This is a genomic window from Sphingomonas azotifigens NBRC 15497, assembly GCF_002091475.1.
Taxonomy (GTDB): domain Bacteria; phylum Pseudomonadota; class Alphaproteobacteria; order Sphingomonadales; family Sphingomonadaceae; genus Sphingomonas; species Sphingomonas azotifigens.
In genome coordinates this window covers 37,930-58,885 of sequence record NZ_BCTR01000028.1, presented here as the reverse complement: position 1 = coordinate 58,885, position 20,956 = coordinate 37,930, and the positions used below count along the sequence as shown (strand labels likewise).

The 20,956-nt window shown below is 68.4% G+C and carries 20 protein-coding genes; 5 read left to right on the top strand and 15 right to left on the bottom strand.

All coding sequences use genetic code 11. The features are described 5' to 3' along the window. Nucleotides 1-44 precede the first annotated feature (44 nt). Together SAZ01S_RS11605 and dinB are read right to left on the bottom strand one after the other, a co-directional pair. Nucleotides 45-986 carry a YihY/virulence factor BrkB family protein gene (locus SAZ01S_RS11605; RefSeq protein WP_084582426.1) on the bottom strand — a complete coding sequence of 314 codons (942 nt, stop codon included), beginning with the start codon at nt 984-986 and terminating at the stop codon, nt 45-47. Nucleotides 987-1,078: 92 nt separating this feature from the next. Further along, nucleotides 1,079-2,164, bottom strand: coding sequence for a DNA polymerase IV (dinB, locus tag SAZ01S_RS11600; protein ID WP_084582497.1), 1,086 nt, complete (start codon nt 2,162-2,164; stop codon nt 1,079-1,081). A gap of 92 nt (nt 2,165-2,256) precedes the next feature. On the opposite strand from dinB, the gene SAZ01S_RS11595 reads away from it, so the two are divergent. Then, nucleotides 2,257-3,135, top strand: a complete 879-nt coding sequence (locus SAZ01S_RS11595; RefSeq protein WP_084582425.1) for a PEP-CTERM sorting domain-containing protein — start codon at nt 2,257-2,259, stop codon at nt 3,133-3,135. Here SAZ01S_RS11595 and SAZ01S_RS11590 read toward each other — a convergent pair. The 5 genes from SAZ01S_RS11590 to SAZ01S_RS11570 all read right to left on the bottom strand — a co-directional run bounded on the left by SAZ01S_RS11590 (nt 3,111) and on the right by SAZ01S_RS11570 (nt 10,519). After that, nucleotides 3,111-5,858 (bottom strand): glycosyl hydrolase 115 family protein, encoded by a 2,748-nt coding sequence (locus SAZ01S_RS11590; RefSeq protein WP_084582424.1) that lies wholly within the window; start codon nt 5,856-5,858, stop codon nt 3,111-3,113. The genes SAZ01S_RS11595 and SAZ01S_RS11590 overlap by 25 nt on opposite strands. Nucleotides 5,859-6,020: 162 nt before the next feature. Next, nucleotides 6,021-7,043 (bottom strand): DNA polymerase III subunit delta, encoded by a 1,023-nt coding sequence (holA, locus tag SAZ01S_RS11585; RefSeq protein ID WP_084582423.1) that lies wholly within the window; start codon nt 7,041-7,043, stop codon nt 6,021-6,023. Next, nucleotides 7,040-7,540 carry an LPS assembly lipoprotein LptE gene (gene lptE / locus SAZ01S_RS11580; protein ID WP_084582422.1) on the bottom strand — a complete coding sequence of 167 codons (501 nt, stop codon included), beginning with the start codon at nt 7,538-7,540 and terminating at the stop codon, nt 7,040-7,042. The genes holA and lptE overlap by 4 nt, the downstream gene beginning before the upstream one ends. Further along, complete coding sequence (gene leuS / locus SAZ01S_RS11575) at nt 7,537-10,068, bottom strand: leucine--tRNA ligase (RefSeq protein WP_084582421.1); 2,532 nt, start codon at nt 10,066-10,068, stop codon at nt 7,537-7,539. The genes lptE and leuS overlap by 4 nt, the downstream gene beginning before the upstream one ends. A 13-nt stretch (nt 10,069-10,081) precedes the next feature. Next, nucleotides 10,082-10,519 carry a DUF3576 domain-containing protein gene (locus SAZ01S_RS11570; RefSeq protein ID WP_084582420.1) on the bottom strand — a complete coding sequence of 146 codons (438 nt, stop codon included), beginning with the start codon at nt 10,517-10,519 and terminating at the stop codon, nt 10,082-10,084. Nucleotides 10,520-10,725: 206 nt separating this feature from the next. Between SAZ01S_RS11570 and SAZ01S_RS11565 the strand changes: the two genes are divergently transcribed. Next, nucleotides 10,726-11,457 carry a hypothetical protein gene (locus SAZ01S_RS11565; RefSeq protein WP_245824783.1) on the top strand — a complete coding sequence of 244 codons (732 nt, stop codon included), beginning with the start codon at nt 10,726-10,728 and terminating at the stop codon, nt 11,455-11,457. A 28-nt stretch (nt 11,458-11,485) separates the two neighbouring features. Here SAZ01S_RS11565 and SAZ01S_RS11560 read toward each other — a convergent pair whose 3' ends face one another. Beyond that, on the bottom strand, nt 11,486-12,007 hold the full coding sequence (locus SAZ01S_RS11560; RefSeq protein WP_139810052.1) for a thiamine phosphate synthase: 522 nt from the start codon (nt 12,005-12,007) through the stop codon (nt 11,486-11,488). 22 nt (nt 12,008-12,029) lie between these two features. Between SAZ01S_RS11560 and SAZ01S_RS11555 the strand changes: the two genes are divergently transcribed. Continuing rightward, nucleotides 12,030-12,698, top strand: coding sequence for a YggS family pyridoxal phosphate-dependent enzyme (locus tag SAZ01S_RS11555; protein ID WP_084582418.1), 669 nt, complete (start codon nt 12,030-12,032; stop codon nt 12,696-12,698). Further along, entirely contained in the window at nt 12,695-13,393 is a 699-nt protein-coding gene (locus SAZ01S_RS11550; protein WP_084582417.1) for an HAD family hydrolase, read from the top strand. Before SAZ01S_RS11555 ends, SAZ01S_RS11550 begins: the two co-directional genes overlap by 4 nt. A 65-nt stretch (nt 13,394-13,458) precedes the next feature. On the opposite strand, the gene ribA is transcribed toward SAZ01S_RS11550, so the two are convergent. The 6 genes from ribA to SAZ01S_RS11520 form a co-directional block, all read right to left on the bottom strand. After that, the gene (gene ribA / locus SAZ01S_RS11545) at nt 13,459-14,517 is read right to left on the bottom strand and encodes a GTP cyclohydrolase II (RefSeq protein ID WP_084582416.1); all 1,059 of its coding nucleotides are present in this window, start codon (nt 14,515-14,517) and stop codon (nt 13,459-13,461) included. Next, nucleotides 14,514-15,296, bottom strand: coding sequence for an exodeoxyribonuclease III (locus tag SAZ01S_RS11540; RefSeq protein WP_084582415.1), 783 nt, complete (start codon nt 15,294-15,296; stop codon nt 14,514-14,516). Before SAZ01S_RS11540 ends, ribA begins: the two co-directional genes overlap by 4 nt. A gap of 228 nt (nt 15,297-15,524) precedes the next feature. Beyond that, nucleotides 15,525-16,133, bottom strand: coding sequence for a LolA family protein (locus SAZ01S_RS11535; protein WP_084582414.1), 609 nt, complete (start codon nt 16,131-16,133; stop codon nt 15,525-15,527). An 86-nt stretch (nt 16,134-16,219) separates the two neighbouring features. Then, nucleotides 16,220-16,597, bottom strand: a complete 378-nt coding sequence (locus tag SAZ01S_RS23655; RefSeq protein ID WP_218018068.1) for an aspartyl protease family protein — start codon at nt 16,595-16,597, stop codon at nt 16,220-16,222. A 43-nt stretch (nt 16,598-16,640) separates the two neighbouring features. Then, nucleotides 16,641-16,892 (bottom strand): hypothetical protein, encoded by a 252-nt coding sequence (locus tag SAZ01S_RS11525; RefSeq protein WP_139810050.1) that lies wholly within the window; start codon nt 16,890-16,892, stop codon nt 16,641-16,643. 79 nt (nt 16,893-16,971) lie between these two features. Further along, nucleotides 16,972-19,356 carry a DNA translocase FtsK gene (locus SAZ01S_RS11520; protein ID WP_084582411.1) on the bottom strand — a complete coding sequence of 795 codons (2,385 nt, stop codon included), beginning with the start codon at nt 19,354-19,356 and terminating at the stop codon, nt 16,972-16,974. A gap of 140 nt (nt 19,357-19,496) precedes the next feature. Here SAZ01S_RS11520 and SAZ01S_RS11515 point away from each other — a divergent pair, with 140 nt between their 5' ends. Continuing rightward, nucleotides 19,497-20,714 (top strand): UbiH/UbiF/VisC/COQ6 family ubiquinone biosynthesis hydroxylase, encoded by a 1,218-nt coding sequence (locus SAZ01S_RS11515; RefSeq protein WP_084582410.1) that lies wholly within the window; start codon nt 19,497-19,499, stop codon nt 20,712-20,714. Here the strand turns inward: SAZ01S_RS11515 and SAZ01S_RS11510 are convergent. Continuing rightward, the gene (locus SAZ01S_RS11510) at nt 20,704-20,919 is read right to left on the bottom strand and encodes a putative signal transducing protein (protein WP_084582409.1); all 216 of its coding nucleotides are present in this window, start codon (nt 20,917-20,919) and stop codon (nt 20,704-20,706) included. The genes SAZ01S_RS11515 and SAZ01S_RS11510 overlap by 11 nt on opposite strands. Nucleotides 20,920-20,956 lie beyond the last annotated feature (37 nt).

The window sequence follows — 20,956 nt, the reverse complement described above, 5'->3', positions numbered from 1 at the left end:
TCGGCCCGGCAGGGCCACTGCCGTCGCGACGAGCCGTTGGCGGCTCATTCGGCGACGTTGTCCGCCACCCAGGCGCGGCGCTGGCCGAGCGGTTGCGGCGCGCCGGTGGTCGTATCGTGTTCGGTCTGGTGCTCGAGCTCCGAGTTGAGCTCGGCGCCGAACAGCAGCACATAGGCAGAAAGATACAGCCAGGTGAGCAGCGCGACGATCGCGCCCAGCGAGCCATAGGTCGCATCGAAGCGGCCGATATAGCGGACATAGGCGCCAAAGCCGATCGTCAGCGCCAGCCACAGCAGCGCGGCGAACAGCGATCCCGGCGTGATCCAGCTCCAGCGCGGCTGGGCGCGCGACGGGCCGAACCGGTACAGCGCCGCCGCGCCCGCCGCACCGGCCAGCGTCAGCAGCACATGGCTCGCGATCTTGCCGACGAGCAGCAGCGCCTCGGGCGCGAAGGGCAGCAGCCGGTCCAGCGCCCCCAGCGCCGTCATCGCGATCGCGGCCACCACCGCGGCCAGCACCGCGCCGAGCGTGATCACCAGCGCGGTCACGTTCACCCAGAAGAAGTTGCGCTTCTCCTTTTCCTCATAGGCGATGTTGAGCGCGGCGATGATCGCGCCGGCGCCGTTGCGCGCACCGAACAGCGCGATGGCCAGCGCAAGCAGGATGCCGAACCCCTTCTGGCCGTCCGGGCTGTGAACGAGGCCGAGCAACTGGTCGCCGACCACGGCAGCGATGTCGCGCGGCAGGATGGTGGACAGCGCGCGGACATCGTGCAGCACCGTTACCGGATCCGCGATCAGCCCGTAGCAGAGCACCACCGCGCCGAGCAGCGGCACCAGCGCGAGGAAGCCGTAAAAGGCGACGCCGGCGGCGATCAGCCCGATATTGTCGTCGCTGGCCTCGTTCCAGCTGCGCCACAGCACGGATTTCCACCCGGCCCATGGCATCGCCCATGGGCTGCGCGCGTCGCGCCCCTTCGGATCCATCCTGCTTCCCCTGTTTCTCGTCGCGGGAAAGCGCGCGACCGGCAAAACCGGTTCCTTACGCCCAAAGGTGCAGGCTATTGAGAACGCGGTGGTTACGGAATGTCAGCATGGCCGAATAGCGGCAGCGGCTCCGCCAGCCCGCGCTCGAAATTGGAGACCGTTACCCCCACCAGCCTTATGCCCTTGGGCGTCGGCAGCACCGATCGCAGCAGCGCGAGGCTCGCCGCGTGCAGCTGCTCGCGGCTGGTGATCGGGGCGGTGTGGCTGCGGCTGCGGGTGATGATCTGGAAATCGGCGTATTTGATCTTCACCGTCGCGGTGCGGCCGAAGCCCTGGGTGCGTTCGCACCATTCCCAGACGTCGTCGGCCTGGCCGAGCACCGCGGCCTCGATCTCGGCATCCTCGGTCAGGTCACGGCTGAAGGTGGTTTCGGAGCCCGAGGATTTGCGCTCGCGGTTGGGGTTCACCGGCCGCTCGTCGATCCCGCGGACGATCTGGTAATACCATTCGGCGCTGCTGCCGAAATGTTGGACGAGGAAGTCCATCGACTTGGCGCGGAGATCGGCGCCGGTCTCGATGCCCAGCCGCTGCATCTTGGCGGCGGTGACCGGGCCGACCCCGTGGAAGCGCGAGACCGGCAGCGTCTCCACCCAGGCGGCCCCCATCTCGGGCGTGACCGCGAACTGGCCGTTAGGCTTGCGATGGTCCGAGGCGAGCTTGGCGAGGAATTTGTTGTAGGAGACGCCCGCCGAGGCGGTGAGGCCGGTCTCCGACAGGATGCGCGCGCGGATCTCCCTGGCGGTCGCCCAGGCGGTGCCGAGCCCGCGGCGGTCCTCGGTCACGTCGAGATAGGCTTCGTCGAGCGACAGCGGCTGGATGAGATCGGTATAGTCGGCGAAGATCGCGTGGATCTGCTGCGACACCGCCTTGTACACGTCGAAGCGGGGACGGACGAAGATCAGGTCCGGGCAGCGGCGCAGCGCGGTGACCGAGGGCAGGGCGGAGCGCACCCCGAAGGTGCGTGCCTCGTAGCTCGCCGCTGCCACCACCCCGCGCGCCGCCGCCGATCCCACCGCCACCGGCTTGCCGCGCAACGACGGATCGTCGCGCTGCTCGACCGAGGCGTAGAACGCGTCCATGTCGATATGCAGGATCTTCCGGATGGGCGGCGCGGCCATGGCGCGGATATACCGCCGGATGAACGAATAGGGAACAGCGTTTCCTGCCCAGGTCATTGTGAAACCCGGGCGGGGGCGGCTAGAAAAGCACCATGCCGACTCTCGCCCGCCGCTTCGCCCTGCTGATCGCCTGTCTCGTCTGGACGCTGCCCGCGGCCGCGAAGACCATCCTGTTCGTCGGCAACAGCTTCACCTTTGGCGCCAACTCCCCGGTGATGCGCTATCGGCCCGATCGCGTGGTGGACCTCAACCGCGAGGGAATCGGCGGCGTGCCGGCGCTGTTCCGCACTTTCGCGATCGAATCGGGGCTCGACTGGCAGGTGAGCCTGGAGACCTCGCCCGGCAAGGACCTCGCTTGGCATGTCGCCAACCGCCGCGCGCTGATCGACCGGCGCTGGGACGTGGTGGTGCTGCAGGGCTTCAGCACGCTGGATGCCGAGCGGCCGGGCGATCCGACGCGCCACCTTGCCGCTGCGCGCGAGCTGGCGGCGCTGTTCCACGCGCGCAACCCGGCGGCGCAGGTGGAGCTGGTCGCGACCTGGTCGCGCGCCGACCAGACCTATCGGCCCGGCGGCCATTGGCACGGCGCTTCGATCTACCGGATGGCGGAAGACCTGCTGGCGGCCAATCGGCTGGGACTGGCGCCCGGATATGGCATCCACGGCGTGCTGCCGGTCGGCACCGCCTGGAACCGCGCGATCCGCGACGGTTTCGCCGATGCCAATCCCTATGACGGCATTGCCTGGGGCCAGTTCAGCCTGTGGACCTGGGACCAATATCACGCCAGCGCCGAGGGCTATTATCTGGAGGCGCTGGTCGAGTTCGGCGCGATCACCGGCCGCGATCCGCGCAGCCTCGGCCCGCGCGAGCGCGCCGCCGAGGATCTGGGGATCAACCCCGAGGTCGCCCGGCGGCTGCGCGACGTCGCCGCCGCCGAGCTGGCGGCTCAGCGGGTCGGCGGCGCGCCGTAATAGTCGGGCGCGCCGTCGAGGCGCACGTCGATCCGGTCGAGCAGGAAGCCCGGGTCCATCGCGAAGACTTCGATCCGGTGCGCGCCCGCGGGAAGCAGACCCAGCTTGAGGGTGCGTATCGCGGTGTTGGAGAGGACATTGGCCTTCCACTCGTCGCTGCGGCCATGGGTCTCATAGTCCAGCACGCTGATCGCGCCGCCATCCACCCGCACGCCGATGCGCAGCTTGTTCGCCGAGGTGAGGGCGTGGACCGGCAGGGCGACGATCCGGAGCTCGGCATCGCCCTTGTTGCCCAGCACGAAGGGCAGGACGAGCGGGGCGGCGGCATCGGCGCGATCCGTGGAGGGCAGGTCGAGTTTGCTGCGCAGCACGGCGCCGCGCGAGCCTAGCTCGGCGACGCGCTCCCACGGCGTGCCGGCCAGGTTCAGGTCGGCAGGGGTGAGCGAAATGATGTGGTTCACCTCGGGCGTGGCGTCGCCGGCGGGGAAGGGCTGGAGCACCGGCTCGAGATAGACCATCGCGCCGTTGCAGCGGATCTTGCCGGCGGCGATCGGGCCCTTGCCGTCATAGTGCACCGCGACGCGCATCTCGTAGCCGTTGCGCGCATCGAGCCGGCCGGAACGGGCGGAGAGTTCGACGCCTTCCAGTCCTTCGACCGTCCAGTCGCTCACCGCGCCCTTGCCGTAGACGGTCATGGTCCGCGTTTCCGCCTTGCCCGGCGCGAAGGCGAGCGCGCGGGCATCGGCGCCGCACGGGGCGACGGGTGCGAGATCGATCTTGGGGTAGGGGGGCTCGGCGAAGACGGCGAGCTGGCGCGGGGCCATGTCCATGATGCCGCGCCACTTGCCGCCATTCTGGGCATTGTAGGCGGCGGTGTCGGCAACGATCGTCTGGTGCGCGGCCCGCGCCTGGTCGGCGAGGGCATTGGCACTGGCGCGACCCTGGCGGGCGTAGAGCGCGGCGAGATCGAGCTTGAGGTTGCGTTCGTTGAGCTTGGCCGCGCCCCGCACCGGGTAGAGCACCAGCTGGAAAAAGGCGTCGCGGCGATCGGCGGGCATGGTCGCGGCCAGCGCCTCGGTCTTGTCGAGCAGCGCCTGGTAGCGGGCGATCCGCGCCTGCGCCTCGTCGCCGCCGGTGCGGACATAGTCGCCAATGCGGATCGGGGTCTCGGGCTCGACCGTGCTGAAGCCCATGAACTCGGGCTTCCGCTCCCAGGCGAGGTCGTAATAGTCCATCAGCACGTCGGCGATCGCCGGACCCTGATCGCCGAACTGTTCCCTGGCCCAGTCGGCGAGCTGCGCGCGCACCGGCTTGTTCAGCAGCTTCGCGTCGAAGGCGACGTCGAGGAAGTAGCTGGTCAGCACCTCGCCCGGCTTGATGTCGCCGACATTGACCACCCACAGCTTGCGCGTGCCGGTTTGCCAGGCGCGGTCGAGCTGTTCGCGGATCAGTGCGGGGTGGGTGGTCGCCAGCCACAGATAGTCGTGCGGCCGGCCCCAATAGCTGATGTGGTAATAGAGGCCGGAGCCGCCCTTGCGCGCGCGCTCGGCGGCGGTGGGCAGCTGGCCGAGATAGCCGTAATTGTCCTCGGGCCAGACGAGCGTCACATCCTCGGGCACCTTGAGCCCGCTGCGATAGACGTCGAGCACTTCCTTGTAGAGGGTGAGCACCTGCGGAATCTGGTCCGCCGGCTTGCCCTGCGCGGTGGCGAGCATCCCGCGCTGCAGGTCGATCGCCTGGGTGGTCGCGGCGAGCGCCTGTTCGGGGCTCTTCGCGCCTTCCAGCGCCGAGTCGTGCTTGCCGCGCAGGCCGATGGAGTAGACGTTTTCGAAGCCCTTCACGTCGTCGACGCGGCGGCGCCAATAGTCGACCATGCGGTCGCGATTGGTGAAGAAGTTGAAGGGGCCCTCGGTCTTCTCGTCCCACTCGCGGACATTGTTGCGCATCATCGGCTCGGCATGGGAGGTGCCGACGACGATGCCGTACGCCTTCGCCATCTCGGCATTGCCGGGGATCTGGTAGAAGGGCTTGGTGCTCTCGTGCATCGCCGGCCAGATCAGGTTGGCCTTGAGCCGCCACATCAGCTCGAACACGCGGGCGTAGGTCTTGGGGCCGATATCGCCGGTCTCGGGCTCATAGGTCTTGGCCGCCCAGGGCTGGAGGCCCCAATCCTCGTCGTTGAGGAAGATGCCGCGATACTGGACCGAAGGCGCATCGGAGAGCAGGCGGCGGCCGTCGACGACCAGCCGGTCGGCATGGCGCGGGGTTACGTCCGCCCACCATTCCCAGGCCGAGATGCCGATCGCGCGGCTGAGGTCGACCGTGCCCCAGATCGCGCCGCGCGGGTCCGAGCCGGCGATCAGCAGATAGGCGCGGCCGGGGTGCTGCTTCGACGGGGCGAGCACGCGGATATAGCGTTCCCACTGGCCGTCGAGCGCGGCGAGGTCGATCTTCGCATCGTCGATTACGGCGCGGACGAGGGCGGAATCCTTCTGGCCGATGACGACGCAGAGTCTGGCGCAGGCGGCGATGTCGCTCGCTACCAGCGGCGTCTTGCCGGCGCGCTTGCCGATGTCGCGGGCGAGCAGCTCGCCGGCGAGCTTGGCCGAGGTCGCGTCGTCATGGACGATGGTCGCGGTTGTGCTGCCGTCGAACAGCACTGCCTGCTGGGCGTGCGCGGCGAAGGGGAGGGCGAGGAGAGCGGACAGGGCGAGGTAACGCATGCGGAGCTTGAAGCATGCTGGGCGTCGGAAGGGAATCCCTCTGAGCAAACGTTCCCCTCCCGCTTGCGGGAGGGGCTAGGGGAGGGGCCGACGTGGAAGAAGCGCTGCTGCGATCCAGCCCCTCCCCCGACCCCTCCCGCAAGCGGGAGGGGAGCGCATTTGTCAGCCCTTCGCCCGCGCCGCCGCCCGCGCGATCGCCACGCACTCCACTTCCGCGAGCAATTCCCCCGCGCTCCCGCTGCTCATCATCGCCCGCTCGGCCGCCCGCACCCGCTCGATCGCCCGGGCTATCTGCGGAGCGGACCAGCGGCGCAGCGCACGCCCCGTCGCCGGGCGCTCCTTGAAGAACACGCGGTGGCGCTCCATCGCGTCGTCGACGCTGGCGCCCTGGTCCATCTCGGCGCGCAGTTCGGCGAGCGTCATCAGCCGGCGGACCAGCTGGCGCAGCAGCGGAATCGCCGAGCCGCCGCCTTCGCCGAGCTTGGCCAGTTCCTCGCCGACTTCGGCGACGCGCCCGTCGAGCACCGCCTCGATCGCGCCGAACAGCTCGCCTTCGCCAAGATCCGCGCCGATCGCATCCAGCGCCGCGCCGTCGGCGTCGCGGGGATGTTCGGGATCGGCGTCGAGGAACAGCGCGAGCTTCTCGATCTCGCGGGTCAGCACCGCGCGGTCGCCGGCCGAGGCCAGCGCCAGCCGGTGCGGCACGTCGCCGGTGAGGCGCAGGCCATGCTCGCGCGCGATGGTGCCCGCCAGCTGCGCCGCGCCCGCGCCTTCGGGCACATAGCAGGCGAACGCCATCGCATCGGGCGCGGCGATCGCTGCCTTGACCAGCTTGCCGCTGGTCTTGAGGTTCGGCCCGATCGCCACCACCGGATTGCCCGCGCGCTCGGCGCCGAGCAGCAGCGCGATCGCTTCGGCAGCGCCTTCCTCGATATTGGATACCCGGATGTACCGCGCGCCCCCGAACAGCGACAGCGACGCCGCCTCGTCGGCCAGCAACCCGGGCTGGTCGCGCAGCATCTTCATGTCGATGTCGATGCGCTCGGCCTCCGGCCCCAGCGCCTTGCCGAGCCGCTGGGCAAGATCGGCGGCGCCCGCTTCGTCGGGGCCGTGGAGCAGATAGAGGCGGGTATCGGGCCTGGGCGCTTCTACCGCCGCGCGGATCTGGCCCGCATTGGCCTTCACTTGGGCCGCGCGCCGCCCTCGCGCACCGTCCGCGCCAGCCGCGCGACGATCTGGTCGGCGACGATGCCCGAGAGCCGCTCCAGCGCCGACTTCTCGGCGGCGATCGTCGCATATTCGGAGCCGACCACATCGATACCGGCGTCCGAACCGGCGGTCGCATCCAGCACGACCTGGCCATTGCGCAGGTCGATCAGTTGGTAGCGCGCGCGCAGCGTCCGCCGCTCGCGCGAGACCGAGTCGTCGCGCCGCACGCCCAGGCCGATGATCTGGTCGTCGAGCTTCACTTCCAGCCGATAGGCAGCCGTGCCGTTGTTCGCGAGCCGGTCCTTGAGCGCATTCGCGACCAGCCAGCCCGACTGGCCCTGGATCGGCGCGACCTCGACCGCCGACAGCGTCGTCGCCACCGCGCCGCCGCTGCCCCCCTGGTACATCGGATGCAGCCCGCACGCGGAGAGCGCGAGGGCGAGGGGGGCGAGCAGGGCGACGGTCTTGTTCATGCGACGATGTTCACCAATCGATCGGGCACCACGATGATCTTGCGCGGCGCGTTGCCTTCGAGCAGCCGAACGATCTTGTCCGACGCAAGTGCCGCGGCCTCGACGACGTCCTTGGCCGCACCCTTCGGCATCACCAGCGTGTCGCGCAGCTTGCCGTTGACCTGCACCGCGATCGTCACTTCGTCGTCGACCAGCAGCGCCGGATCGACCGCCGGCCATTCGGCATCGGCGATCATGCCGGTCTCGCCCATCGCCGCCCAGGCCTCTTCGGCGATGTGCGGCACCATCGGCGCTACGACGCGAACCAGCGCACGGATCGCGGCGGTGCGCGAGGCGGAGGGCCTGGCCTTCTCGATCGCCGCGGTCAGCTCGTAGAGCTTGGCGACGGCCTTGTTGAAGGTCAGCGCCTCGATGTCCTCGGCGACGCCGGCGATGGTGCGGTGGAGCTTGCGGTCGAGATCCTTGTCCTCGCCTTCCGCTGCCTCCAGCCCGTCGAACAGGCGCCACAGCCGGTTGACGAAGCGCCACGCGCCTTCGATCCCGCTCTCGCTCCATTCCAGATCGCGTTCGGGCGGGCTGTCGGAGAGCACGAACCAGCGGGTCGCGTCGGCGCCATACTGGTCGACGATCTCGGTCGGGTCGACGGTATTCTTCTTCGACTTCGACATCTTCTCGACGCGGCCGACGGTAACCTCGGCGCCGGTGTCGGTCAGATAGGCGGAACCATCGGCGCGGAACGAGACCTGGGTCGGCTCGAAATACACCTTCCGCTCCAGCCCCTCATGCTCTTCGAGCTGATAATAGCTGGCGTGGGTGACCATGCCTTGCGTGAACAGTCCGGCGAACGGCTCGGCCACGTCGATGCGGCCGATATGGCGCAACGCGCGGGTGAAGAAGCGCGCATAGAGCAGGTGCAGGATCGCATGCTCGACGCCGCCGATATACTGGCCGACCGGCAGCCACTGCTCGGCCACCGCCTTGTCGAACGGCTTGTCCGACGGCTGGCTGGCGAAGCGGAGGAAATACCAGCTCGAATCGACAAAGGTGTCGAGCGTGTCGGTCTCGCGCCGCGCGGGCTTGCCGCACTTCGGGCAGTCGACATGCTTCCACGTCGGGTGGCGATCCAGCGGGTTGCCGGGGACGTCGAACGACACGTCCTCGGGCAGCGAGACCGGCAGCTGGTCCTTCGGCACGCCGACGGGGCCGCAATCCTCGCAATGGATGATCGGGATCGGGGTGCCCCAATAGCGCTGGCGGCTGACGCCCCAGTCGCGCAGGCGCCACACGGTGCTGCCGGTACCCCAGCCGCCTTCCTCGGCGCGGCGGATCACTTCGCGCTTGGCATCGACCACGTCGAGGCCGTCGAGGAAGTGCGAGTTCACCAGCGTGCCCGGGCCGGTATAGGCCTCGGTGCCGTCGAACTTCGGGTCCGTCTTGTCGCCTTCGGAGACGACGCGGCGGATCGGCAGATCGTACTTGGTGGCGAATTCGAAGTCGCGCTGGTCATGCGCCGGCACGCCGAACACGGCGCCGGTGCCGTACTCCATCAACACGAAGTTCGCGATGTACACCGGCACCTGCCAGTCCGCGTCGAACGGATGCTGCGCGGTGAGCCCGGTGTTCCAGCCGAGCTTTTCCTGCGTCTCCAGCTCGGCCGCGGTGGTGCCACCCTGCTTGCAGCGCTCGATGAACGCCTGCACTTGCGGGTTGCCCGCCGCGAGCGCTTGCGCGATCGGATGGTCCGCCGCGATCGCGACGAAGCTCGCGCCGAAGATCGTGTCCGGCCGCGTGGTGTAGACGGTCAGCCCTTCGCCGTTGGACAACTCCCACGTGAACTGCAGGCCTTCCGACTTGCCGATCCAGTTTTCCTGCATCAGCTTCACCTTGTCCGGCCAATGCTCGAGGCCCTTCAGCCCTTCGAGCAGGTCGTCGGCGAAATCGGTGATCTTGAGGAACCACTGGTTGAGCTTGCGCCGCTCGACCAAGGCGCCCGAGCGCCAGCCGCGCCCGTCGATCACCTGCTCGTTGGCGAGCACGGTCATGTCGACGGGGTCCCAGTTGACCGCACTTTCCTTGCGGTAGACCAGACCGGCTTCGTACAGGTCGAGGAACAGCGCCTGTTCCTGGCCGTAATAGTCCGGCTCGCAGGTGGCGATCTCGCGCGTCCAGTCGAGCGCGAAGCCCAGGCGCTTGAGCTGCGCCTTCATCGTCGCAATGTTCTGGCGGGTCCAGGCGCCCGGATGGACCTTCTTTTCCATCGCGGCATTTTCGGCGGGCATGCCGAAGGCGTCCCAGCCCATCGGATGGAGCACTTCCATGCCCTTCATCCGGCGGAAGCGCGCCAGCACGTCGCCCATCGTGTAGTTGCGCACATGGCCCATATGGATGCGCCCCGACGGATAGGGGAACATCTCGAGCACATAGGACTTCGGCTTGGGCGAATCGTCGCGGGCGGCGAAGGTGCGGTTTTCCTCCCACGCCTTCTGCCACGCCGCGTCCGCCTTCAAGGGATTGAAGCGAGACGCCATATTGGGATTCCGATTAGTTGGTCGCGACGGCCGCGCGGCGCAGGTCGCGGGCACGGGTCAGGATGATGTCCTCGAGCTTCTGGACGGTGGCGGCCTGCACGGGCGCGGTGACCCAGGCGCCGTTGCGGTTCACTTCGCGCAGCGCCGCGACCCGCAGCGCATCGGCGCGCAGGTCCTGGTCGAGCACGGTCACCGTCACCTTCATCCGCTCGGTGGGGACGTTGGGGTTCACATACCAGTCGGTGACGATCACGCCGCCGTTCGAATCGGTCTGGAGCAGCGGCATGAAGCTCAGCGTGTCCAGCGTGGCGCGCCACAGATAGGCGTTGACGCCGATCGTCGTCACCTTCGATGCCGCCAGGTCCGCGTTGACGCCCTTCTTGTGATGGCTGCAGGCGGCGGCGGAAACAGCGAGCGACCCCAGGATCGCAAAGCGCAACAGGCGGTTCATGGACGTCGTACTTCCTAGCGGGCAAGGGATGAGTGCTCGCATCTATAGGGCGGGATGTGGCGGGAGCAAGGCCGACGCGCTGGTATCCGATTGGTCGCAGCTGGTACGATTCTGTGGGTTGCGTGCAACACTCCGGGAAAATTGCTGGCACCGGTGGAACGTCGCTTTGATTCCATGGTAGGGGCCACCATTAGAGAGGTATGCAAATGCGCTTGGTACGTTGGATGTCGGGACTTGGGCTGGGGGTGCTCTGCACCGCCGGGCTCCTCGTCGCGCCCACGCTCCAGGCCCAGGAACGAGACCGCGCATTAAAGGCGGCCGTTCGTCCCGCACCCCTGGCGCTGCAGGGCGCCGGCGGGTTCACCCCTGCTTCCGCCGATCCCAAGCTCGCCGCCGTGCTCGCGCGCAGCGGGATGAACGGCGCGAGCTTCCGCTTCACCCCGGCCGAGTCGCGCAGCGGCTCGACTCGCGGCGTGACCATTGCGGTCCGGGCCAGCTCGAACCGCGCCGTGGAGACGGCCAGCCGTGTGGCGACCGCCAAGCCGGCTTCGGTCAGCCTCACGCCGATCGCCTATAATCTGGGCGCGGCGATCGGTTGGCGTCGCTTCGCCGTGTCGGGCGACCTGACCCATATCGATATGGCGAACACCCAGCCGGGCAGCCGTGATCGTTCGGAAGTCGCGATCAGCTATACCGGCAAGCGGCTGAGCGGCCGTATCGCGGCGAGCGAGGATCGTCCGCTCGCAGGCACGCCGGTGCTGATCGGCGACAAGCCGAGCTACTCGCTCGACCTTGGCGGCTCCTATGCCGTGTCGCGTCGCCTGGATGTGACGGCCGGCGTGCGCTACAAGAGCGAGCGGGATCGCCTGACCCAGCTGAGCGACGACACGCGTCGCGACAGTCAGTCGATCTATATCGGCACCGCCTTCCACTTCTAATTTCAAGGGCGCGGTGGGGAGGCGCTGCTCAGCGCGCCCACGCGTCGATTGCTGCCCAGCCGTGAATCCCGAACGGCACTAGCCGGCGGGCGTTGCGTGCATCCATGCCGCCCAGCGCGATGATGGGGATCGGCAGCCCGCGCACCAGCATCCCGAACCGCACCGGGCCCAGCACCCGCACGCCGGGATGCGAGCGGGTGGGGAAGACGGGGGAGACCAGCAGCGCATCGGCGCCAGCGCGGATCGCCGCCATGGCCTGGCGCCGCGAGTGCACCGGCCAGGTGGTGAGCCCGCGTCCGCGCGCGCCGTGCGTGCCCCTTTCGCCCCGCATCGGCGTCGCGCCCGCGCGCAGCAGCACCAGTCCGCGCCGCCGGGCGATCTTGGCGACGCACGCGAACAGCGCGCGCCGCTCGGCATTCGGCAGCTGGTAATGGCGGAAGATCACCCCGCTGCCGCGCGGCAGGCGCGCCAGCGCCTCCCATAGCGCCTCGCCCAGCCGCGGGTCGGTCATCAGCCACAGGCGCGGGATTGGGGGGTGGCGGGTCGGCATTGCGATGCCTATAGCCCGGCGCATGCTTCAAGACGATGCCAGCCAGCGCCTCGCCGCGGTGCAGACCGCGATTGCCCGTGCCGCCAAGATCGCCGGCCGCAAGCCCGCCGACATCACCCTGATCGCCGTTTCCAAGACGCACGACGCCGCGACGATCCGGCCGCTGATCGATGCCGGCCAGCGCGTGTTCGGCGAGAACCGCGTGCAGGAAGCACAAGGCAAATGGCCGCAGTTGCGCGAGACAACTTCCGGGATCGCGCTGCACCTCGTCGGCCAGCTCCAGTCGAACAAGGCCGACGAGGCGGTGGCGCTGTTCGACGCGATCCACGGCGTCGATCGCCCCTCGCTGGTGACCGCGCTCGCCAAGGCGATGGACAAGGCGGATCGCCGCCCGACCTGCTTCCTCCAGGTCAATATCGGTGACGAGCCGCAAAAGGGCGGCTGCCCGGTGGCCGAACTGCCGGCGCTGCTCGCCGAGGCGCGCGCGGCGGCGCTGCCGGTCGCCGGGCTGATGTGCGTGCCGCCGGCCGGGCTGGAAGCCGCGCCCTATTTCGCGCTGCTCGCCAAGCTCGCACGCGATCATGGGCTGGAGGGCCTCAGTATGGGGATGTCGAGCGATTACGAGACCGCGGTGACGCTGGGTGCCACCCATGTCCGCATCGGCACGGCGCTGTTCGGAGAACGCGAATGAACGAGATGACGCGCATGGTTTCGACCATCCCGGTGCGGTTCGGTGGCATCCTCTTCGACTTCGACGGGGTGCTGCTGGAGAGCGAATATGCCGGCAACAAGCATGTCGCCGATTATCTGACCAGCATCGGCCACCCGACCACGCCCGAACATTCGATGGCGCATTTCATGGGCCTGGCGGGGCACGACTTCCTCGCCGCGATCGAGCGCTGGATCGGCCGCACCGTGCCGGAGGACTTCCACACCGCCCGCGCCGAGGAAGATGCGCGGGTGCTGGAGGAAGGGCTGCCGGCGGTGGCGGGCGCGCTCCGGTTCCTCGAGAGCCTGCCGGCGGACCTGCCCAAGGCGATCGCCTCGTCGAGCCCGACCCGCTGGCTCGACACCCATCTCCGCCATCTGGGGGTGCGCGAGATGTTCGGCGACAAGCTGTTCAGCGGCCGCGAGCATGTCGCCAACGGCAAGCCCGCGCCCGACCTCTACCTCCACGCCGCCGCCGCGCTGGGCGTGCCGATCGAGCAGTGCGTGATCCTGGAGGACTCGCCGGTGGGCGTGACGGGGGCGGTCGCCTCGGGCGCGACGGTGATCGGGCTCTGCGCGGGCACCCACTGCGCGGCCGATCACGGCGCGCGGCTCAAGGCGCTGGGCGTGCAGCATATCGCGCACGACTTCGACGAGGTCGCGCGGCTGATCGCGTAACCGCTCCTACGAGGCGTTAAAGCTGAGCGTATCCTCCCCCCCTGGCGGGGGAGGATACGCTAGAGTCAGAATTCGTGCCCGGTCCGATCCCGCTTCGTCGCCAGATACCGCGCATTGTGCGGGTTGGCCGGCAGGACGTGCGGCACGCGCTCCAGCACGTCGACGCCGGCGGCGCGCAGCGTCTCCACCTTTTGCGGGTTGTTGGTGAGCAGCCGGATGCGCGGCTGGCCGAGCAGGGTCAGCATCCGCGCCGCCACGCGGAAGTTGCGCGCGTCGATCGCGAAGCCGAGCCGCGTGTTGGCATCCACCGTGTCGAAGCCCTGATCCTGCAGCGCATAGGCGCGCAGCTTGTTGATCAGGCCGATGCCGCGGCCTTCCTGGCGCAGATAGAGCAGGATGCCCCAGCCGCTCTTGGCGATTTCGGCGATCGCCGCCTTGAGCTGGGGCCCGCAATCGCATTTGAGGCTGCCGAGCATGTCGCCGGTCAGGCATTCGCTGTGCAGCCGCACCAGCGGCGCCTCGCCATTGGGCTGGCCGATCAGCAGCGCGATATGCTCGCCGGGCATCTCGTCGGTGCGGAAGGCGACGATCTCGGCATCCTCCGCCGCCTCCACCGGCAGCCGCGCGCGGCCGACGATGCGCAGGCGATCGGCATCCTCATGCGCGTCGATATCGGCGAGGGTGATCGCGTCCTCCGCATCGCCTTCGAGCACGAAGAAGGCGGGGAGCAGCCCCGCAATCCGCGCCAGCCGCAGCGCCGCCGCCGCGGCATCGGGCTGCACCACCGGAATCGCGCGGAAGGGGCCCTTCAGCGGGGTCGCGAGGTCGAACTGCGGATCGGCGAGCGCCGTCGCCGCGTCGAAGTCGAGCCACTCCACCCGCTCGACCAGCACCGGCGCGTCGGGCGTCGCCGCATCGCGCTGGTTGGCGAGCTTGAGCGTCGCCGCGCGTCCGGCCGAGAGCAGCACCGGCGCGGTACCGGCGGGGTCGAACGCCGCCAGCCTTTCGCCATCGCCGGTCTCGATCGCGAGCAGCTTCAGCGCGCCCGTCGCCCCCTTGATGGCGATCGGCCAGCCACGGCGCAGCGCGTCGACGGCTTCGGCGGCGGCACGCGGGCTGTTCAAAAGTCGAACTCCGTCACGATCGGCACATGGTCCGAGGGCTTGAGCCAGGAGCGGCACGGTTCGCACACCTTGTGCGCCACTGCCTTCTCCGCAACCTCCCGACTCGCCCACATATGATCGAGCCGCCGGCCGCGATCCGAAGCGGCCCAGTCCTTCGCGCGGTAGCTCCACCAGCTATAGTAGCGCGCCGGCGCGGGGATGAACTTGCGGCCGAGATCGACCCAGCCGTGCGCCGCCTGCAGCCGGCCCAGCGCCTCCACCTCGATCGGCGTATGGCTGACCACGTCGAGCAGCTGCTTGTGGCTCCACACGTCCGATTCGAGCGGGGCGATGTTGAAGTCGCCGGTCAGGATCGTCGGCACGTCGAGCGTTTCGGACCATTCGGTCATGCGCTGGACGAAATCGAGCTTCTGGCCGAATTTCGGGTTCACCTCCCGATCGGGCACGTCGCCGCCTGCGGGCACATAGACATTCTCGAGTCGCACGCCGTTCGGCAGCCGCACGCCCACGTGCCGCGCTTCCTGGTTCGCCTGCCAGTCGAGTCGGTCGTCCTCGGCCACCGGCACCCGCGAGAGGATCGCGACGCCGTGATGCATCCGCTGGCCGTGCTTGATGATGTGGGTGTAGCCGAGGTCGCGGAACGGCGCCTCGGGGAAATCGCCATCGATCACCTTGGTCTCCTGGAGACACAGGATGTCGGGGGCTTCCTCGCGCAGGAATTGCTCGACGATGGCGAGCCGGAAGCGGACGGAGTTGATGTTCCAGGAGGCGATCTTCACGGCCGCCGATGTAGCGATTCTTCGCCGGAGCGCCAGACCACCGGAAAAGGAAAGGCCCCCGCTCCGGGGGCAAATGGAGCGAGGGCCGACCTAGCGTTCGTCACGCAGGCGGGAAGGGGATACAGGCCCAGGCAACAGGGGGAAAAATCCCGGGCAAAAACCCCATCCGCCATGCCTCTTTAGGCCAGCGAACCTGTCGCCTGGATGAACGATTGCACAGAAAAAGGATTAATGTGTGCGGCCTTGCGGGCGCGGATCGGTGAAGCGGAAGCTCGAATCGGCGACAGGTGCGTTGAAGCGCTGGTTGCTCAGCCGGATCGTGGTGCGGTTGTTCTGCGCATCGAGCGCGACCCAGCCCTGCAGCTTGAGCCCGGCCGGCGCGGCGGCATCCTTCTGGAACACCAGGGTGATGCGGCCATATTCGGGATGCTTGTCGTCATGCACCTCGACCGAGACGACGCGCGAATCGGCAGTGGGCTTCACCGTCGCATAGCCGCTGATGTCGCGATTGGGATCGAGCAGCACGCGCAGCGGCGAATTGCCGATCGGCCAGCGCTGGAGCTGGCGCACCTGATAGTCGATGAAATAGAGGCTGCTGCCGTCGGCGACGATCAGCTGGGGGATGCCCTTCTCGTACTGGAAGCGGATCTTGCCGGGGCGCTTGAGCGTCATCGTACCTGCGACGACGCGGCCGTTGCGGTCCTCCTGGGTGAAGTCGGCGGTCATGCTGGTGACCGCCTTCAGATGCTGCTGGACCTGGTCGAGCTCGGGTGCCGGCGCGGCCGCGACGAGCAGCGGGGCGGCGAGCAGGGACAGGGCCAAGGTGCGGGAAAACACGGGGAAGTCTCCGAATTGCTGGTCGCCCGGGTAGCGGGCGGGGCTTGAACGGGCTGTGAACCCGTTACCGCCCCGATTCGATCCCGTTACAAGAGGAAGCGGGCAAAGCCATCCCGGGTGATCGAAAGATCACCGGCGCCAATCAGATCCATGCCGATCAGCATCGCGTACCCGAAGCCGCGGTGCAGTTCGAATCCGAGGACAGGTTCTTCGAGAACGAAAGGAAGCTGTTGATCGGCGACAAACGCGGGATCGGTATAATCACCGCACACGAATCCGATGCGCATCAGATACTCACTCGAGAACACGGTTTCGCTTGCCGTCATGACGCGGCGCTGACCCTTGGGACGCAGGCCAAGCGCCTCAGCGACATCGACGCGAATGCCGGTGCCTGTGGCGCCGGTATCAAGAAGGCCCTCAATCCGAACGGAAAGATGTGGGTTTGGCGCGCTCGATGGGGCCATTACGACAATCGGAAGCAGCAGCCTTTTTCGATTATGACGCCAATCAATTTGCGGCATTCGCGTAGAGGCCGAGTTCGACGGGTTCTTCAGTAACCTGCTGAATCGAATACAGTCCGTCGGGAAAGCGAGCTGCTCCCGCGTTGTCCGCGGCACCCGGAGTGTCGAAAAAGTCAACAATTGCTGCGTGGCGCAGCAGCGCAAAGCGATTGCGCTGCAACGGCAGGATCGTTCCGAGCGTTCGCTGGAACGAGTCGAAGTTCTTCGCGATTTCGGCTCGAAGCTCCGAATGGTCCATGATCACCTTTTAGCGCGTATTGCGGTCGTGGGCACCGACGGATGCGACCAAGCGAATCGAAAACGAGTCGGATCGTGCCTCAGAGCGGCCGCCCCTCGGTATCCATCAGCACCTCGCGGCGGCCGACATGGTCGGGCTTGGAGACGAGGTTCTCGCGCTCCATCCGCTCGATCAGCCGCGCCGCCGAATTGTAGCCGACGCGGAGCTGGCGCTGCAGCCACGAGGTCGATGCCTTCTGGCTTTCCGCCACCAGCTGCACCGCGCGGCGATAGGTCTGCTCCTCGGGGCTGTCCTCGCCGTCGGGCTCACCGTCGAGCTTGAAGCCGCCGTCCTCGGGCTCCTCGGTGACCGCCGAGATGTAATCGGGTGCCCCCTGCGCGCGCCAGAAATCGGTGATCGCCTGGACCTCCTCGTCGCTGACGAACGGTCCGTGGACGCGGGTGATGCCCTTGCCGCCGGACATGTAGAGCATGTCGCCCTTGCCCAGCAGCTGCTCGGCGCCCTGTTCGCCGAGGATGGTGCGCGAATCGATCTTCGAGGTGACGTGGAAGCTGATCCGGGTCGGCAGGTTCGCCTTGATCACGCCGGTGATGACGTCGACCGAGGGGCGCTGCGTCGCCATGATCAGGTGGATGCCCGCCGCACGCGCCTTCTGCGCGAGCCGCTGGATCAGGAATTCGACTTCCTTGCCCGCGGTCATCATCAGGTCGGCGAGCTCGTCGACGATGACGACGATCAGCGGCAGCACCTGCAGGTCGAGCGTCTCTTCCTCGTAGATCGGCTTGCCGGTCTCCGGGTCATAGCCGACCTGCACTTTGCGGCCGAGCGTCTGGCCCTTGGCCTTCGCGGTGCGAACCTTGTCGTTGTAGCTCGCCAGGCTGCGGACGTTGACCGAAGCCATCATCCGGTAGCGATCCTCCATCTGCTCCACCGCCCATTTGAGCGCGCGCACCGCCTTTTGCGGTTCCGTCACCACGTCGGCGAGAAGGTGGGGGATGTCCTTGTACATGCTGAGTTCCAGCATCTTCGGATCGATCATGATCAGCCGGCACTGCTCGGGCGTGAGCCGATAGAGCAGCGACAGGATCATGCAGTTGAGCCCCACCGACTTGCCCGAGCCGGTGGTACCCGCGACGAGCAGGTGCGGCATGGGTGCCAAGTCGGCGATCACCGGCTCGCCGGCGATGTTCTTGCCGAGCACGACGGGCAGGGTGGCGCCCTGTTCCTCGAACTGCTGGCTGCCGATCAGTTCGTGCAGGCTCACGCTTTCCCGGGTGGCGTTGGGCAGCTCGATGCCCATCACGGTGCGGCCGGGAATGGTGGCGACACGGGCAGAAATCGCGCTCATGTTGCGGGCGATATCGTCGGCCAGCTGGATCACGCGGCTGGCCTTGATGCCGCTCGCCGGCTCCAGCTCGTACATGGTGACGACCGGGCCGGGGCGGACCTCGACGATCTCGCCCTTCACATGGAAGTCCTCGAGCACGCTTTCGAGCAGCCGGGCGTTGCGCTCCAGCGCGGCCTTGTCGACGGTCGAGGTGCGGTTGGCGGGCGGCGGCGTGAGCAGGTCGAGCGGGGGCAGCTGGTAGCTGTCCTTGAAGTCGAGCGCGGCCTGCACCGGCGGCTTGGTGCGGGCCGGGGCGGTGGAGACGGTGCGGTCGGCGATCACCGGGCCGGGGCGATTGTCCGGCACGACGACGCGGCGCGGCTCGGAGACGCGCGGGGTGTCGCGGTCGAAGGGCAGGTCGTCCTCGTCGTCCGGATCCGGATCGAACGCTGCGGCCGTCTGCGGCTTGGCGCGCAAGCCCGGGCTCTCGGCGGTGACGATGCGCGCATCGCCGGTGCTGCGGGTGAAGCGCGGCATGCGGAATAGGCGGGCGGGCGAGGTGAACTCCAGCCGCATCCACCAAAGCCACAGGCCGCCCAGCACCAACAACAGGCCGATGCCGCGCCCGACCCAGAACGACACCGCCGGATCGCCGGCAAGTCCGATCAGCCAGTCGACGCCGCCGGCGATCGACAGGCCGACCATGCCGCCCATGCCGGCGGGCAGCCGCCAGTCGAGCGGCAGCGACCAGTCGAAATGGAGGAGCCCGAGCCCGATCGCGGCGAGCGCGGCGGCGACAGCGGCGCTGCCGATCATTCGGCCGGGGCGGTCGATCGGGCGATCGATCATCATGCGGTGGGCGGAGAGCAGCCCGACCGGGGCGAGCAGCAGCACCGGCAGGCCGATCAGCGTATAGAGAATGTCGGCGATCCACGCCCCGACGCCGCCGAGCCAGTTGTGGGCAGGCCCCGCCGACGCCGTGTTCAGCGCGGGATCGGAGGCGTGATAGCTGACCAGCGCCAGCACGAGCGCGACGGTTGCCACGAACAGCGCCGTGCCGGCGAGGACGAATCCGCCGCGGCGGACCCCCGCCTTCATCGTGTCGCGCCAGTGCGGCGCCTCTGCGCGGGACGCCATCGTCCAGCCTCCGGATCTGCAAGGAAAAGGTGGCGGAATCATCGCGCTTGCGGAGTCCGGCGTCAAGGCGGGGGCATTCCGTTGGCAGCCTGCCCCTGTTGACGGCTGGCAGCGGGCGGCGAACCTGCTAGGGCAGGGCCATGGACCAGGCGGACATTCTCATCCTTGGCGGCGGGCTGGTCGGCAGCGCGCTGGCGGTTGCGCTCGACGCGCATGGCATCAGTTCGATCGTGATCGACCCGGCCGACCCGGAAACCATCCTCGCCGCGACCTTCGACGGCCGCGCCTCGGCGATCGCGAGCGCGCCGATGCGGATGTTCGAGGCGATCGGCGTCGCCGGGCGACTGGCGGGCAAGGGGTGCCCGATCGAGGGCATCCGCGTGTCGGACGGGCTCGAGCCGGGCAAGCTCGATTTCGCGCCCGATGCCGATGACGGCGTGCTCGGCCATATGTTCGAGAATCGCGTGCTGCGCACCGCGCTCTACGAGGCGGCGCAGGCGGCACCGCTCGCCGATGTGCGGATGCAGACCCGTGCCGTATCGGTGGAGCGCGGGCCGCACGGTGTGGTCGCCACGCTCGATTCGGGTGCGACGGTGCGCGCGCAGCTGCTGATCGCCGCGGAGGGGCGCAACTCGCCGACGCGTGACTCTGCCGGCTTCAAGGTCGCGCGCTGGACCTATGACCATGCTGCGATGATCGCGACGCTCAATCACGAGCGCAGCCACGAGAACATCGCCTACGAGATCTTCTACCCGCAGGGCCCGTTCGCGATCCTGCCGCTGCTCGACGACGAAAACGGCCATCGCTCGGCGGTGGTGTGGACCGTGAAGGGCAGCGACGCGGCGGCGATGCACAAGATTTCCGATCGCGCCTATCTGGCCGAAGCCGAGAAGAAGATGGGCGGGTTCCTGGGGAAGCTGGGGCCGCTGTCGTCGCGCTCCTCCTATCCGCTGGGTTTCCACCACGCCGCCTGGATCACCGCCGAGCGGCTGGCGCTGGTCGGCGACGCCGCGCACGGCATCCATCCGATCGCGGGGCAGGGCGTCAATGTCGGCTTCCGCGACGTGGCGACGTTGGTCGAGGTGCTGGTCGACGGCAAGCGGTTGGGGCTCGACATGGGCGATCCCGAGCTGCTCGCCCGCTACCAGCGCTGGCGCGGGCTCGACACCTTCATGGTGGCACTGGCGACGGACGGGCTTACCCGCCTGTTCGGCATCCCCGGCGCGCTGCCCAACGCGGTGCGCCGCTTCGGCCTGTCGGCGGTGGACCGGATCCCGCCGCTCAAGTCCTGGTTCATGGGCGAGGCGCGCGGCGAAAGCGGCGACGTGCCCAAGCTGCTCCAGGGGATTACGGCGTAGCGCCACCCGCCGCGTCGACGATGGTGCGCGCGGCGGCGAGATCCTCGTCGTCGACCATCACCCGTACCGGGATCAGCAGATAGCTCCCATCGGCGATGCTGGCGCCGGCGTCGAACACGAAGCTGGGGATGTCTTCGTCCTCCAGCCGACCCTGGACGATGAAGGCTTCCTGCCGGTTGAACCGGCCGAGTTCGACAAGCGCCATGGCGGCGTCTCCCGCAATTGACGCGCATGGGGCATGC